The 15,082-nt window shown below is 61.6% G+C and carries 12 protein-coding genes and 1 pseudogene; 4 read left to right on the top strand and 9 right to left on the bottom strand.

The window, feature by feature from the left end; translation table 11 throughout:
• Positions 1–19 precede the first annotated feature (19 nt).
• From ACFQAU_RS09090 to ACFQAU_RS09080, 3 genes are all read right to left on the bottom strand, one after another.
• On the bottom strand, positions 20–1,636 hold the full coding sequence (locus ACFQAU_RS09090) for an HlyD family type I secretion periplasmic adaptor subunit (RefSeq protein WP_386281794.1): 1,617 nt from the start codon (positions 1,634–1,636) through the stop codon (positions 20–22).
• Positions 1,591–3,060, bottom strand: coding sequence for a type I secretion system permease/ATPase (locus tag ACFQAU_RS09085; RefSeq protein ID WP_386281791.1), 1,470 nt, complete (start codon positions 3,058–3,060; stop codon positions 1,591–1,593). Before ACFQAU_RS09085 ends, ACFQAU_RS09090 begins: the two co-directional genes overlap by 46 nt.
• Before the next feature lie 114 nt (positions 3,061–3,174).
• The gene (locus ACFQAU_RS09080) at positions 3,175–5,430 is read right to left on the bottom strand and encodes a transglycosylase domain-containing protein (protein ID WP_206054281.1); all 2,256 of its coding nucleotides are present in this window, start codon (positions 5,428–5,430) and stop codon (positions 3,175–3,177) included.
• Between the two features lie 271 nt (positions 5,431–5,701).
• On the opposite strand from ACFQAU_RS09080, the gene amt reads away from it, so the two are divergent.
• Positions 5,702–7,009 (top strand): ammonium transporter, encoded by a 1,308-nt coding sequence (gene amt, locus ACFQAU_RS09075; protein ID WP_132444080.1) that lies wholly within the window; start codon positions 5,702–5,704, stop codon positions 7,007–7,009.
• A gap of 59 nt (positions 7,010–7,068) precedes the next feature.
• Here the strand turns inward: amt and ACFQAU_RS09070 are convergent, their stop codons facing one another.
• The 6 genes from ACFQAU_RS09070 to ACFQAU_RS09045 form a co-directional block, all read right to left on the bottom strand.
• Positions 7,069–7,416 (bottom strand): sensor histidine kinase, encoded by a 348-nt coding sequence (locus ACFQAU_RS09070; protein ID WP_386281786.1) that lies wholly within the window; start codon positions 7,414–7,416, stop codon positions 7,069–7,071.
• A 2-nt stretch (positions 7,417–7,418) separates the two neighbouring features.
• Positions 7,419–8,792 carry a histidine kinase N-terminal 7TM domain-containing protein gene (locus tag ACFQAU_RS09065; RefSeq protein ID WP_386281783.1) on the bottom strand — a complete coding sequence of 458 codons (1,374 nt, stop codon included), beginning with the start codon at positions 8,790–8,792 and terminating at the stop codon, positions 7,419–7,421.
• A gap of 200 nt (positions 8,793–8,992) precedes the next feature.
• Positions 8,993–10,174 carry an amino acid aminotransferase gene (locus ACFQAU_RS09060; protein WP_132444078.1) on the bottom strand — a complete coding sequence of 394 codons (1,182 nt, stop codon included), beginning with the start codon at positions 10,172–10,174 and terminating at the stop codon, positions 8,993–8,995.
• A gap of 33 nt (positions 10,175–10,207) precedes the next feature.
• On the bottom strand, positions 10,208–11,062 hold the full coding sequence (gene sseA, locus ACFQAU_RS09055; RefSeq protein WP_067622460.1) for a 3-mercaptopyruvate sulfurtransferase: 855 nt from the start codon (positions 11,060–11,062) through the stop codon (positions 10,208–10,210).
• 259 nt (positions 11,063–11,321) lie between these two features.
• Complete coding sequence (smpB, locus tag ACFQAU_RS09050) at positions 11,322–11,810, bottom strand: SsrA-binding protein SmpB (RefSeq protein WP_067266812.1); 489 nt, start codon at positions 11,808–11,810, stop codon at positions 11,322–11,324.
• A 46-nt stretch (positions 11,811–11,856) separates the two neighbouring features.
• Positions 11,857–12,675 (bottom strand): sulfotransferase family protein, encoded by an 819-nt coding sequence (locus ACFQAU_RS09045; protein ID WP_132444077.1) that lies wholly within the window; start codon positions 12,673–12,675, stop codon positions 11,857–11,859.
• On the opposite strand from ACFQAU_RS09045, the gene ACFQAU_RS09040 reads away from it, so the two are divergent.
• The 3 genes and pseudogenes from ACFQAU_RS09040 (at position 12,584) to ACFQAU_RS09030 (ending at position 15,042) form a co-directional block, all read left to right on the top strand.
• Positions 12,584–12,781, top strand: a complete 198-nt coding sequence (locus tag ACFQAU_RS09040; RefSeq protein ID WP_260012847.1) for a hypothetical protein — start codon at positions 12,584–12,586, stop codon at positions 12,779–12,781. The two genes, ACFQAU_RS09045 and ACFQAU_RS09040, sit on opposite strands and share 92 nt — an antisense overlap.
• A 63-nt stretch (positions 12,782–12,844) precedes the next feature.
• Positions 12,845–14,420: pseudogene (locus ACFQAU_RS09035) on the top strand (DUF5928 domain-containing protein).
• A gap of 109 nt (positions 14,421–14,529) precedes the next feature.
• Positions 14,530–15,042: a PepSY domain-containing protein gene (locus ACFQAU_RS09030; protein WP_165935542.1), complete on the top strand. Its 513-nt coding sequence runs from the start codon at positions 14,530–14,532 to the stop codon at positions 15,040–15,042.
• Positions 15,043–15,082 lie beyond the last annotated feature (40 nt).

Here is a 15,082-nt window from a genome sequence, read left to right as displayed (position 1 = left end):
GCCCGCCCGGCGCCGCGCATCAGCTTTCGCGGAACGCGCGCGCAAAATAGTCGGCCATCGGTTTCAACAGATAGGCCATCGGAGAGCGTTCGCCGGTGCGGATAAACGCCTCAACCGGCATGCCGGGCAGCAAGATCGTGCCCTCTTCCAGCTTGTCGATCTCGCCGGGGTTAAGCGCAATCTCGGCCCGGTAATAGGTTTGCCCGGTCGCGTCGTCGTCAATGGAATCGGCAGAGACCTGCAAGACCTTGCCCACCAGTTCCGGCGTGGTGCGCTGGTTCAACGCCGAAAGACGCAGATTGACCTCTTGGCCCACGGCGACCTGATCGATGTGGATGGTCTGGACCCGCGCGGCGATGACCAGCGGGCGATCTTGGGGGACGAGGTACATCAACGGCTCCGCCGCGCGCACGACCGACCGCGGGGTTTGGATCTGCATCCCATAGATCACCCCCGACACCGGCGCGCGAATATCAAGCCGGTCAATCTCGGCCCTGAGCGCGCGGCGCTGTTCGGCCATCTCCAACTCGCGGTAGCGCAGGTCGCGCAACTGGGTGATCGCCTCTTCCCGCCCGGCGGAGCGCAGTTTCAGCCGCTCGATGTCAATCTCTGTCACCCGCTCTTGGGATTGCGCCTTTTGCGCCGACAACTCGCCGATCTGGCCGCGCAGACGGGCCTGCTCGCGCATCAGCGTCAAGACGGCAGAGGCCTGCGTCAGGCCACGGTCCAGCAGCGACTGCTGATTACCCAACTCCTCTTCGATCAGCTCCAACTGGCGCGATAGCGCGGCCTCTTGCGCATCGACCCCGCGAATTTGCGCGTTGATCTGCGCCCGGCGTTTGCCCAATTGCTCAAGCTCTTGGGCCACGCTGACGCGGCGCGCGTCAAACAGGTTGCGCTGGCCGTCCACCAGTTCCTGCACGTCGGGATTTTCGGAGGCGGCGGTTCGCAACTCTTCGTCAAAGGTGACCGCCTCCACCTCATCGCGCTGCGCTTCCAGACGGCTGCGGCGGGCCATAAGCTCATAAAGCTGGCCCTCGACGATGGCCAATTGCGAGGTCAGCTGCTCTGCATCCAGACGCAGCAAAGCGTCACCGGCGGCGACACTGTCGCCCTCATCCACAAGGATTTCGGCCACCACACCACCGGTTTCATGCTGGACGATCTGCCGGTTGCGGTCGACTTCGATCCGGCCCGAAGCCACCACCGCCCCGGCGATTTGGCTGGTCACGGCCCAAGTCCCAAAACCGCCGAAAAGCAAGATCAGCCCGAAGAACCCAAGGATCAGGGGCCGGGTTGCCGACCAGCGTTTGTCGCCGTGATCGGTCATACCACGCCCCCGACCGCGGGGGGCCTGCTGAATCTCGCGGTGGTTTTGCACCATCCCGGCAAGCACCTCATCCTTGGGACCAAAGGCTTTGCGGATGCCGTTATCGAGAACCAGCAGCGTGTCACATTCCTGAATGGCCGCTGGGCGATGTGCCATGATCAGCACCGACCGCCCGCTCGCCTTCATCTGCCGGATTGCGTGGTTCAACGCCTGAGAACCGGTATTGTCGAGGTTCGAATTCGGCTCATCCAGCACCACGATCACCGGGTCATCATAAAGCGCCCGTGCCAGCCCGATGCGCTGCATCTGTCCGCCAGAAAGCCGCACCTGCCCCGCGCGAATGGGCGTGTCATAGCCTTGGGGAATTCGAGGATCATCTCATGCGCCGCCGCCAATTTGGCGGCCTTGATCACTTTGGCATCGTCGGGGTCGGGGGACAGCCGGGCGATATTCTCGGCGATGGTGCCATCGAACAATTGGACGCGCTGCGGCAGGTATCCGATATGCCGCCCCAAGGTTTCGCTCCCGTAATGCTCAAGGGCGGCCCCATCCAGCCGGATCGACCCGCCCGCAGGCGGCCAGACCCCGGTGAGCGTGCGCGCCAATGTCGACTTCCCCGCCCCCGACGGGCCGATCACGCCCACCGCCTGCCCCGGCTCGACGGTAAAATTGATCGACTTGAGCGCTGCCTGTTTCTCGCCCGGTGCCACGACGGTCAGCGCCTTGGCGACCAGCCGCGCTTTGGGCTGCGGCAGCGCGGTGCGCGGGGGTTCTTCGCTCACGGCGCCGAGAAGCTGCGCCAGATTGGCCCAACCGGACCGCCCCCGCTGCACCACCGGCCATTGGTTCAATGCCAGTTCGACCGGCGCCAGCGCCCGGCCCAGCAGGATCGAGCCTGCGATCATCGCGCCCGGAGTCATTTGGTTTTTCAAAACCAACCACGCGCCGAGCCCCAGCATGGCGGATTGCAGAAACAACCGCAGCGTCTTGGTCATCGCGGTGAACGTGCCGCCCACGTCGGTCGATTTGACCTGCTGTTCCAACGCCTGACCCCGGACCTGTTGCCAGCGCGAGAATGCCGCGTCACGCATCCCCATGGCCTGCACCATCTCAGCCTCGACCCTGATCTGGTCCGACATTGCGTTCGCTGCCTGCCCCGAGAGGTTTGCACGCGCTTGGCTTTCGCGCGACAGCAACTGGTTGGCAATGGTGATCACCACCAGCACCGCCGCGCCGCTCACCGCCAGCCACCCCAGCATCGGGTGGAACAGAAAGATCGCCGCGAAAAAGATCGGCGTCCAAGGTGCATCGAAGGCGGCCATCAGAACCGGCGATGTCATCAGCCGTTGCACGGCTTCAAGATCGGCAAGGCCCGCGTTGGTCTTCACATCCGGGGCCACGGCGGATTTGCGCACCACGGCGTCGAACACACGCCGGTCGAGATCGGATTGAAACCGCGCGCCCACCCGCGCCATGATCCGGCCGCGCGTGTAATCCAAGAGCCCCATCACCGCATAAAGAAAGACCACAAGAACCGAGAGGGCGATCAGCGTCTCTTCGGAGCCGGAGCCGAGCACCCGGTCATAGACCTGCAACATATACAGCGGGCCGGTAAGCATGAGCATATTGGCGAATAGGCTGAACAAGGCCACAGCCCAATAAAGCCCACGGCTGCGCCCGCGCACGCGACGCAGTTCGGACAGCCCCCTGTTCACCACATCGCTTTGCATCAATCCCTTTCGAAGCTGCCCACACAGAACCCGACACGCTTCCCGCTTATGGGGAATTGATAATGATTTTGATAACCCAGTGCCATTTTTTCTCGGGCCGCCGCCCCGACCGCCTTAGCGGTCGAGGAAACTGGGTGCAGGCGCGCTGGCGCCACTGCCGCTGCTGCCGCCGCCAAAGATGTCACGCAGAACGCGGTCGATCACATTGTCCGCGCCGCCACTCCCCTGATTGCCCCCGCCCTGCGGTTGCTGCGGCTGTGGCTGCGGTTCGGGCTGCGCTTCGCTCAGGTTGCTGGGCGGGGCGGGCGCCTGCATCGGCAACTCCTTGAGGGGCAGCCCATCATGCACGCGGCTCATGGTTTCGCGCCAAATCTCTGCGGGCAGGCCACCGCCTGTGACCCCGGTGAGCGGCGTGTTGTCATCATAGCCCATCCAGACCCCGGCCACATAATCCGCCGAAAAGCCGACGAACCAAGCGTCTTTGTTGGCCGAGGTGGTGCCGGTCTTGCCTGCCAGTTGACGGTCGCCAAACTGGGCGCGCTGGCCGGTTCCCTCCGAGATCACCTTCTCCATCATATAGACCAACTGGCGCGCGGCATCTTCTTGGATGACCCGTTCGTTGATACCGCCGCCGGTGCCCATCAGCGGCTCCGTCTCGCCCAAGAGGCGCAGATCGACCAGCCCGTAGGGGGTCACCGAAGAGCCGCCGTTCAGGATGCCCGCGTAGGCGCCCGTCATCTCGAGCAGGGTGCTTTCCGATGCGCCAAGTGCCAGCGCCGGGCCTGCGGCCAGATCGCTCTTGATGCCGAACTGCGTGGCGACCGCACTCACCGTCTCGCGGCCTACGCTTTCCGAGACTTTGACCGCCGGGATATTCAACGAGTCTTTCAGCGCGTCTGTCAGGGAGACCGGGCCTTTGAAGTTCTTGGTGTAGTTCTTGGGGCACCACTCACCCGAACCGGGGATGTTCAGGCAGTAGGGTTCGTCCACGATGATGTCTTCGGGCGAATAGCCCAGATCAAGCGCCGCGGCATAGATGAAGGGTTTGAACGCCGACCCGGTCTGGCGCATCGCCTGCGTGGCACGGTTGAACGCGCCCGCGACCTTGGTCTTGCGCCCGCCGACCAGCGCCCGCACCGCCCCATCAGAAGACATCACCACGATGGCCGCCTGCGCTTTGGAGGTGTCGCGCACCTTGTTTTCAAAGACCCATTTCAGCCCCTCCTCTGCCGCGCGCTGGATGCGCTGGTCGAGGGTGGTTTTGATGATGACATCTTCGGTGGTGTTGCGGGTAAAGAACTCCGGCCCCGAGGACATGACCCAATCGGCGAAATAGCCGCCCGCCTCGGCCTCTGCCGCCTCGGACAGTTGCGCGGGATTGGCGATGGCTTCGTCAGCCTCGGCTGCGGTCAGATAGCCCTGATCTTCCATCAGGCGGATCACCGTGGCGGCACGGCTTTGCGAGCGATCCAGATTGTTGGTGGGCGATAGGGTTGTGGGCGCGGTCAAAAGACCGGCCAGCATCGCGCCCTCAGACGGCGAAAGCGCCGCGGCGGGCTTGCCGAAGAATCGCTGCGCCGCGGCCTCTGCGCCAAAGGCACCGCCGCCCATGTAGGCACGGTTCAGATAGATCGAAAGGATGTCGCTCTTGGAGTATTTAATCTCCATTGCGACGGCAAAAAGCGCTTCTTTGGCTTTGCGGCCCAAGGAAGAGCGACGGCATTCCGCCTCATATTCCTTTTCCGTCATGCCGCTGCTGGGGTCATAGGGCTCGCCCAGGCAAAGCAGTTTGGCCGTCTGCTGGGTGATGGTCGACCCGCCATGGCCGGAAAGAGGGCCGCGGCCCTCGCTTAGGTTGATCCGCACCGCCGAGGCGATGCCCCGGGGGCTGACCCCGAGATGGTTGTAGAATCGCTTGTCTTCGGTGGCGATGACCGCGTTTCGCAGATGTTTGGACACCGAGTCTGCCGAGACCACGCCGCCAAACTGGTCGCCGCGCCAGGCAAAGACCTCTCCCTCCCGGTCGAGCATGGTGACAGAGCCGCGCGCGCGGCCATCCAACAGCGCTTCGAGCGGCGGAATGGTGGTATAGATATAGCCGACAGCCAAGGCGAGAACGAGGAAGGCCACAAGGCTCACGCGCCATGTGATCGTCCAGATCAAACGCCAAATCCAACGGGCCAAGCCAGCAAAGAAACCAATGATTCCCCCGCGCCGAGGGCGTTTGGTGCGCGCGGCCTTGCGGCGGGCCGGTGCTGCCTTGCGCGTGGCCGGTTTGGCCCGCGCAGAGGTCTTGGGCTTGGGTTTGGCCTTGCCCGGATACCGCCTGTCGGCGACCAGAGGGCGTTTGCGCTTGTTCTTGTCAGTCATAAAATCGCCTGCTCGGCCCTATTTTTCGCCACTTTAGCCTGACTGCAGCGGTTTGTTTAGCGCTGCAAGGTCCAATCGGCGTCAAATGTCTGATTAATTTATAGGCAGATTCCAGCCGGCGCCCGCTTTTTAGGCAGCACTGCCAAGCAATGGCGCAAATATGGCAAGCAAACCTGTCCAAGAGCGCCCGATATCCGGTTTTCTCATGCTGCACGGGCAGCCGCCCGCTTCGGTAAGCACGCATTCGGACCCGCAGACAGGAAACGACCATATGAAACCCACCTTAATACTTCCCCTCGCAGCGGCGGTCATCGCCCTGCCCGGGCTGGCGCTGGCACAGGACGCGGAATACGCGACGCTGGCGGATACGACCTTCATCTTCAACACCCTGCTTTTCCTGATCGGCGGTTTCCTCGTCTTTTGGATGGCGGCGGGTTTCGCCATGCTGGAAGCCGGACTTGTCCGCTCCAAGAACGTCACAACGCAGTTGACCAAGAACATGGGCCTCTTTGCCATTGCGGCGGTCATGTATTGGCTGGTGGGCTACAACATCATGTACCCCGGTGACGGCAATTGGATCATGGAAGGCGTCTTTGGCACCTTCGCCACCAAAGACATCAAGACCGAGATTGACGCAGGCGGCTATTCCAACGCTTCCGACTTCTTCTTTCAGTTGATGTTCTGCGCCACCACCGCCTCCATCGTGTCCGGCGCGCTGGCCGAGCGGATCAAACTCTGGCCCTTCCTGATCTTCGTGGTCGTGCTGACCGGCTTCATCTACCCGATCGAAGCATCTTGGCAGTGGGGCGGCGGTTTCCTTTCCGCAATGGGCTTTAGCGACTTTGCCGGGTCGACCCTTGTGCACGCCGCTGGTGGCTTTGCCGCCCTCGCTGGTGCCATCGTACTGGGGCCACGTTTGGGCAAATACGGCAAAGATGGCCGCGTTGTGCCGATGCCGGGTTCCAACCTTGCGCTCGCCACTTTGGGCACGTTCATCCTGTGGATGGGCTGGTTCGGCTTTAACGGTGCGTCGCAGCTTGCCATGGGCACAATCGAAGATGTCGACGCCGTGGCGCAGATCTTTGCCAACACCAATATGGCCGCTGCCGCCGGTGCTGTTGCTGCGCTGATCCTGACACAGGTGATGTACAAAAAGGTCGACCTGACCATGGTGCTGAACGGCGCGCTGGCGGGCCTCGTCTCGATCACTGCCGGGCCGCTTGACCCGACATTGTTCGGCGCGCTTTGGATCGGTGCCGTGGGTGGTGTCATCGTGGTCTTCACCGTGCCCATGCTCGACAAGTTCAAGATCGATGACGTGGTCGGCGCGATCCCGGTTCACCTGATCGCTGGCTTCTGGGGCACGCTGGTTGTGCCAGTCTATACCGAGGGCACATCTTTCGTCACACAGATCATCGGCTTTGCCGCGGTTGGCCTCTTTGTCTTCGTCGTCAGCTTCGTTGTCTGGCTGATCCTGAAAGCTGCCGGTGGCATCCGCGTCAGCGAAGAAGCCGAGATCACCGGTTTGGACATGTCCGAACTGGGGATGGAAGCCTATCCTGAGTTCGCCAAGGGCTAAGCCCTAGCCACATCGCCAAGCAATTGACCGCCCGGCCAGCAATGGCCGGGCGGTTTGCGTTAGGCCACCAAGGGTAAAGAAATCGTAAAGGTCGTGCCGACACCCGGCGCGCTGACATAGCGGATACTGCCGCCGTGCCGGTCCAGAATTTGCCGCGTGATATGCATCCCCAGACCGCTGCCATAGGCAGTTTTCGTGTCGGAGCCGTCAAGCTGCGAGAAACGGGCAAAGACCTGCTCTTCCGCCCCCGGAGGAATGCCGCAGCCGCTATCGCTTACCTGCACCAGCGCCATGCCTTCGGCTTGCTCAAGGCTGACTTCTACCAAACCGCCGGGCAAAGAGAACTTCACCGCGTTCGAGAGCACATTGCCAAAAACCTGACCCAACCGCTCTGCATCCGCCTGCACGGTCAGGGGGCATCAGACAACGCGCAGGTGAAACGGATATCCTTGTCGGGTTGCAGGCTTTCCGCGCGCGCCACAGCGCCCTGCACCAGCGGGCCAAGTGCCACAGATTGAAGGTCAATGCTGAACGCCGCACTGCTCAGGCTTTGCGTGTCGATCAGATCGTTAACCAGCGTCGTCAGCGTCTCGGAACCGTCTGTGGCCTTTCCAAGCAAACGGGCCTTTTGCGCATCGCTCAGCTTTGCGCCGCCCTGTGACAGCAGGCCAAGCGCGCCGTTGATCACCGTCAGTGGGGTCCGCAACTCATGGCTCACCGTGGCAAGGAACTGCATCTGCATCTGCTCGGCGGCGATCGCTTTCTGAGCGGCGATCTTTTGCACCGTCACATCCAAGAGCGCCACCGCCCAACCGACCTGTTTTTGCCCGACACCCAAGGAAATCGCATGAGCGCGTACGGCGAAATGGCGGTGGCCCAACTGGATATCGGTCACGTCCGGCAGGCTACCGTGGGCCGCGAGATGGCGAATGACTGGCCCCAGCTCTCCGAACTCGCTCAGCGGTGCTTCGGGCTCTGCGCCGCGGCGCAACAGGTCGGCCGCAGCCGGGTTCGTCTCAATCGCAACCCCTGATGGGTCGACCACGAAAACCGGGTCGGTGCTGTTGTAGAACAACAGCTCCCGCGCGATCGCGTTGACATCGATCCAGCGGTTGTCAGCCACCAGCCAAACCACCAGCGTCAGCGAAAGCGCAAAGGAAAAGGGCGTCGGATCGGTGTGAAACAGCGTGATCCCGCCCAGAATATAGCCCAGATTGGCCACCATGGGGATCAGCGTCGCGGCGAAGAGCTTTAGGAAAAAGCTGCGCACCGCGGGGTTGGCCGTCCGTACGGCACGGCCCGCCACCACCGCCGCAGCCACGATGACCATGTAAAGATAGGCAATCGCGATGAAAAAGAGCGGGCCATGGTCAGATTGGACGTAGGCCCCCTCTTCGCTCAAAATCCACTTGGTTTCCGGCCCGTAGAATTTCTCATGCCAGCCGCTTGTCACTGCCGCGAGGGTGATCAGCGCCGGCGCAACCCCGGCGCAGATCGGCACCAGATACCGCGGCACCTTGGCCCCGAGCGCATATTCGTAGAGGAAAAAGGCCCAGAAGGTCGGCAGCAGCACAAAGCCGATCCATGCCCAACGGCTCACTCCAAAGGCACAGGCCGCCGTGGTGGCCGAAAGCTCGACCCCGACTGAAAGAAGCCACATGTCCATGGCCAAGATCGCCAGCAAGAACCAATGTTTGCCGGGCAGACTGCTGTGGCCACGCACCCAATAGCCCAAGACGGTGACAACCGATGCCGTCACAATCACGAGCTGTACGGCTGGCATGCCAACATCCAACCGAATGCATTGAAAAATTGATTCTAAAATTTGCCTGACCTTAAGTTTTCGCTCAAGGTACTCAATCCGGGCAATCCGACCAAGTTCTGTTTTAATGTAGACATTACGGGGGCATAGTGCCCAGTTATGTTATCAACGCTTGGGTCGGCAGGATGTTCGGGCCGCGGCAGGCGCGGCCCGAAATAGCGTTAGATGCCTACGTCGATGATCGCGCGGGCCAGAATTGGCACGCTGTTTTGGTTCAACCCTGCGATGTTCATACGGCTGTCACCAACCATGTAGATGCCATGCTTTTCGCGCAGCGCTTCGACCTTGTCCGGGGTGGTGCCAAGACGCGAGAACATGCCCCGGTGCTGGGCGAGGAAGCCAAAGCGGTCCGACCCGGACAGGCGCTGCAATTCACCGGCGAGCTGCTCACGCAGGGCAAGCATGGCGTTGCGCACGTCTTCCAACTCGGCCTGCCAGTCGGCCTTGAGCGCGTCATCGGTCAGGATGGTCGAAACGATCCGCGCGCCGTGGTCGGGCGGGAAGCTGTAGTTCTGGCGGTTGAGAAAGGCCAAGGTGGCTTGGTTCAGCCCTTGGGCCGCCTCAGAAGCGACCAGCATCAGGATGCCGGTCCGCTCTCGGTAGATACCGAAGTTCTTGGAACAGCTTGCCGCGATCAGGCATTCGGGCACCGAAGACGCCACTTTGCGGGTCGCGGCGGCATCGGCTTCCAGCCCGTCGCCAAAGCCCTGATAGGCGATGTCGATCATCGGCACGGCACCGGTGCTTTGCAGCACTTCGATCACCGCGTCCCACTCACTGCTGTTAAGGTTCGCGCCGGTTGGGTTGTGGCAGCAGCCATGCAGCAGCACCACATCGCCCTTTTTGGCGGTTTTGAGATCTTCGATCATCCCATCGAAGTTCACGCCGCCGGTCGCGCTATCGAAATAGCGGTAGTTGACCACTTCCATGCCCAGATAGGACAGGATCGACAGGTGGTTCGGCCATGTCGGGTCAGAGACGAAAACGCGCGCTTCGGGGTTGGCCATGCGCACCAGTTCAAACGCCTGACGCACCGCGCCGGTCCCGCCGGGGGTGGCGGCGGCGGCAATCGCACCGCGCGGCACGGCATCGCCCAGCACAAGCGCGGCCATCGCGTTGGTATAGGCCGGATCACCAGCCAAACCGGTGTAGACCTTGGTGTCTTGGTTTTCCCAGATGCGCTGCTCGGCGGCTTTGACGGCGCGCATCACCGGGGTGTTGCCGCTGGCGTCTTTGTAAACGCCGACGCCGAGGTCGATCTTCGTGTCACGCGGGTCTTCGCGGTAGGCCTGTACAAGGGCGAGGATCTTGTCAGCGGGTTGCGCCTTGAGCGTCTCGAACATGGGGTTCTCCGGTTGGAAGGTAACTAAAAAGGGTTAAGCTGCGCCAGTGGCGACGGGCACGGTGGGGAACATGCCCCACTCAGCCCATGAGCCATCATAGAGCGACCATTTGCGGTGACCCACCCGCTCCAGCGCCAGCGCCAGCACGGCGGCGGTGATGCCCGACCCGCAAGAGGTGATGACGGGTTTGGCAAGGTCCACGCCCGCCGCCTCGAAAATGGCGCGGGTCTGTTCGGGGGTCTTCATCGTTTTGTCGTCGTTGAGCAATTCGGTGAAGGGCACATTGCGTGCGCCGGGAATATGGCCTGCGCGCAGCCCTTCGCGTGGCTCTGGCGCATCGCCGCGGAAGCGGGCGGCTGCGCGGGCGTCCACGATCTGCGGATCGCCGAGTTTCGAGGCATGGGCGACCTGCGTCACATCGCGCACCAACTGGTTCTGAAAGCGCACGGTCATGTGGCGGTCGCGCGGCACGGGCGGCATATCTTCGGTTTCGCGCCCCTCGGCCTGCCATTTGGGCAGACCACCATCAAGCACGGCGACATTCTCCTGCCCCATCAGGCGGAACAGCCACCAGACACGCGCCGCCGACATCAGCCCGGCGCCGTCATAGACCACCACCTGATGCCCATCACCCACGCCCATCGCGCGCAGGCGCGACATGAATTTTTCGATCGGCGGCGCCATATGCGGCAGGTCCGACCGCGCGTCAGAGATATCATCAATGTCAAAGAACCGCGCGCCGGGGATATGAGCGGCGTCATATTCGGCCTTTGGGTCGCGTCCGGCGTCGGGCAGATACCACGAGGCATCAAGGATGCGCAGGTCCGGGTCTTTCAGGTGCTGAGCCAACCAGTCGGTTGAAACCAATGTCTTGGGATCGTCGGCCATCGGGGCCTCCTTCGTCGCGGGCGTTGCCCTTGACTATAACCGGTAGGGGATGCTGGCAAGTGGAAGGGGGTTTGAGAGGTGTAAGGAGGGCCATCGCCTGCCCGTGGGGTGGCGATGCTACGGGCTGTTGGCAACATTTTATGGTTCAGCTTTGATGTGTGCCGTCAAGGAGGCGCCCGCCTCACCAAATCGCCAGCCCGCCGGTACGGGCAGGCGATGGCCCGGCGCCTGCGGCTTGATTCCGGGCCTGCCGTGCGTATCAGCCATGATCCTTCAACAACCGCTGCTTCTGCCGCGACCAATCACGTTTCGCCGCCGTCTCGCGCTTGTCATGCAGCTTCTTACCCTTGGCCACACCGATCTTGATCTTCGCCATGCCGCGATGGTTAAAATACATCACCAGCGGCACCAGCGTCATGCCCTTGCGCTGCGTCGCGTTCCACAGGTCCGCCAATTGCTTGCGGCTGACCAGCAGCTTGCGGCGGCGGCGTTCCTCATGCTGAAAGGTCTTGGCCTGCTTATAGGGCGCCACGTAAGAGTTCACCAACCACAGCTCGCCATCCTCCACGGCGGCGTAACTCTCGGCGATATTCGCCCCGCCTTCGCGCAGAGATTTCACCTCGGACCCTTCAAGGATGATGCCGCATTCGATGTCTTCTTCGATAGCGTAATCAAACCGCGCACGGCGGTTTTCGGCGATCACCTTGTAGTTCGGATCGGATTTGGAGCTGGATTTGACCTGTGACATGCCAAAGCATGTAGAGCGCCCCCGCCCCGGTGCAAGATGCAGCCGCTCAGTCACCCAGTTTGGCGTGCACCTCATCAAGATCAATCTCACCCACGGGCAGCTTGTTCCCCGGATTGTCGAAGTCATATTTGAACAGATCGAAGTCGCGCTTATAGATCTCGCGCATCAGATGCATCGACAGATCGTCAAAGTAATCCTCAACCGGATGCGCCCGCTTGGGCCCGTGGCCCTCGCTTTCGTTGAACCGGGGGATCGCCGCCAGATCAACCTTATGCGGCGTGTCCACGGCATCGAGCACCTGCTGCATGCCGTCGTTAAACTGCTCGGTCCAAAAGATATTATCGTAGGTGCCACCGTTGATGATGAAGGTGCTGACGTGCCCCGACACCGCAGACCAGTGAATGTCCGGGTCCATCGGCCGCCGCCAACGAATGGTATCACGCGCAAACAGCAAGAAACGCCGGAAACTCGCGATCTGGTCAAACTCCTGCTTGCCGTCATCGCCGCCCACGTCGATCCCGTATTTCTGAACCAGCAGCGGCACCAAATTGCCGCGATACCGCCGCCCATTGCGCTGGATGCCGCAAATCTTGTCAAAAAAGGACGACAGGACCCGCGTGTAGGGATTGCGCACGCAGGTAAAGGCATAGGACTTGCGCGCCGTCACATTATCGGTGATCGGCCCCTGCGATGCATCCAAGGCCCATTTGTGGATGCCTGCCTTGGCATCATGGATGTCGCCGTCAAAGAATTCGCCATGATCGGAATAAAACATGATCTGCCCGATGGTCGAACAGGCGCATTTGGGCACCACCCGGTACACCATGCTCTCGCTCTCCGTCATCCATGTTCCGGGAAAACCCATGCTCACTCGCCTCCTGCTGGCGCTGACTGTTTTAAGCAACAATCTGGCCTTCGCGCAAAAAAGCAAAGAAATGCTGTTTATTCAATCGGTCTTCACGATTAACTAGGTAAGTGATCCACGACAAAAGGCCGATGCAAGCGGGCCGCGACAAGGACATTCGGTATCCTGCATGGCGAAAATTGCCTATATCCTGCTGTGCCACAAGGATCCGGAGGCTGTTATCCGGCAGGCCGAGCGGCTGACCGCCGTGGGCGACTATATGGCGATCCACTTTGACGCTTCCGCCAGTGCCGAGGATTACGCCCAGATCACCGCCGCCCTTGGCGACAACCCCAGCGTCACCTTCCCGCGCAAACGCACCCGCTGCGGCTGGGGTGAATGGTCTTTGGTGCAGGCCACGCTGGATACGCTCACCGCCGCACTGCAAAGCTTCCCCCGCGCCACGCATTTCTACCTGATGTCCGGCGATTGCATGGCGATCAAATCGGCAGAATACGCGCATCAGTTTCTTGATGAGAATGACACCGACTTCATCGAAAGCGTGGATTATTTCGACAGCGATTGGATCAAGACCGGCTGGAAAGAAGAGCGGCTGATCTATCGCCACTGGTTCAACGAGCGCACACAGCGCAAGCGGTTCTACGCGATGTTCGAGGCCCAGAAACGCCTTGGCCTCACCCGCAAAATCCCCGCCGACCTTCAGGTGCAAATCGGCAGCCAATGGTGGTGCCTGCGCCGCCGCACCATCGAGGCGCTGATGGCATTCACCCATCGCCGCCGCGACGTGATGCGCCTTTTCCGCAGCACATGGATCCCGGATGAGACCTTCTTTCAAACCCTCGTGCGCCACCTCGTCCCCGAGGCCGAAATCTCCAACCGCAGCCTGACCTTCCTGCTGTTCTCCGACTACGGCATGCCGGTCACATTCTACAACGATCACTACGATCTGCTGCTCGGTCAAAACCACCTCTTCGCGCGCAAAATCAGCCCCGAAGCGCTGGACCTCAAACGCCGCCTCGGCCTGCTCTATGCCGCCCAAGGCGTGCAATTTCAGATCAGCGACGAAGGCCGCAACCTATTCGACTTCCTCACCGCAAGGGGCCGCATCGGCCGCCGCTTCGCCCCCGCTTTTGGGAGACCGAAGCCAGCCTTGGCCGCGAGCGTGAATTGCTGATCATCCTCGCCAAGAAATGGCATGTCGCCAAACGGCTCGTCGGTCGGATACGTCAGGAAACCGGCCTCCCGGCGGTGGATTTCCTCTTCAACGAAGAAGACACCCCCTGCCCGATCTCGGCGGCATTCAAACCTCGCTGGAAAAACGCACCCGCCACCGGCGCGCCTTGATGCGGATGCTTTATGACTACTACGACAGCAGGCGGCTAATCGTCTGCATTGATACATCCAACCTCGACCTGCTGCGCGATTTCGCCTCAGATCGCGCACAGGTGCGCATGCTCGAAGTCGAATGCAAGCTGACAGATGCCTATCTCACCGGCCACGCCCTGCGCATCGGCCTGACCGGGGAACAGACCTCGCAGGAAAACCTCTCGCGCCTGCTGCCTACAATCCGGGGGAACATGCTGCATGAGGTCGACCAGATCCGTGACGCGCAGTTTGAAAATTATACGCGCCTCTCTGAATACGCCGACACCGAAACGAACGCCGCAGCCCTCGCGCGCTTTCTCAACGTGAGCGAGGACAAGGCCCGCGCAATCGCCCAGAGCGACAACCTCTTCGCGGATTAACGCGGGCCTCCCTGCCCCATGGAACACCCCGCTTTGCCAAGCGTTGAACCGCGAACGCCGTCGCCCAATAGGGGGCCGGCAAACCGCAACACATTTCATGAGGTTTCCCATGCCACATAAGTTCACCGCCCTTGCCGCATCTCTCCTGATCGCCCCCGCTGCGCTCTTCGCCCAAGAGACCGCCCCAGAGGCCGAGCGCGTCAGCATGTCCCAGGCCATCAAAGCCGCACAAAGCAGCATCGACGGCGGCGTACTGGAAGCCGAGATCGAAACCGAAGGCGACGCGCTGGTCTATGAAATTGACCTTGTCCGCGGCGAGGCTGTCTACGAAATCACCGTCAACGCCGCAACCGGCGAGGTGATCTCGCAATCCGAAGAACAGCTCACCAGCTTCCTCAGCGGCCTCTTCCAAGAAGATGAACTGCGCGCCGCTGGCACCTCCCGCGATGTGCTGATGAAAGCGCTGGCCGAACTCGAAGGCCAAGACGGCACGAGGATCGAGGAACTCTCGCTCGACGATGAAGATGACCGCATGGTCTATGAGGTCGAACTGACCGATGCGACAGGCGAACGCGAGGTGCTGATTGACGCCTCCACCGGCGAAATCACCCAAGACGACTAACCTCACCCCCAAGGTGCGGCCGCCCCTACCGGCCGCACCC

The organism is Sulfitobacter profundi (genome assembly GCF_042661425.1).
Classification (GTDB): domain Bacteria; phylum Pseudomonadota; class Alphaproteobacteria; order Rhodobacterales; family Rhodobacteraceae; genus Sulfitobacter; species Sulfitobacter profundi.
This window is presented reverse-complemented; position numbering and strand designations above follow the sequence as displayed.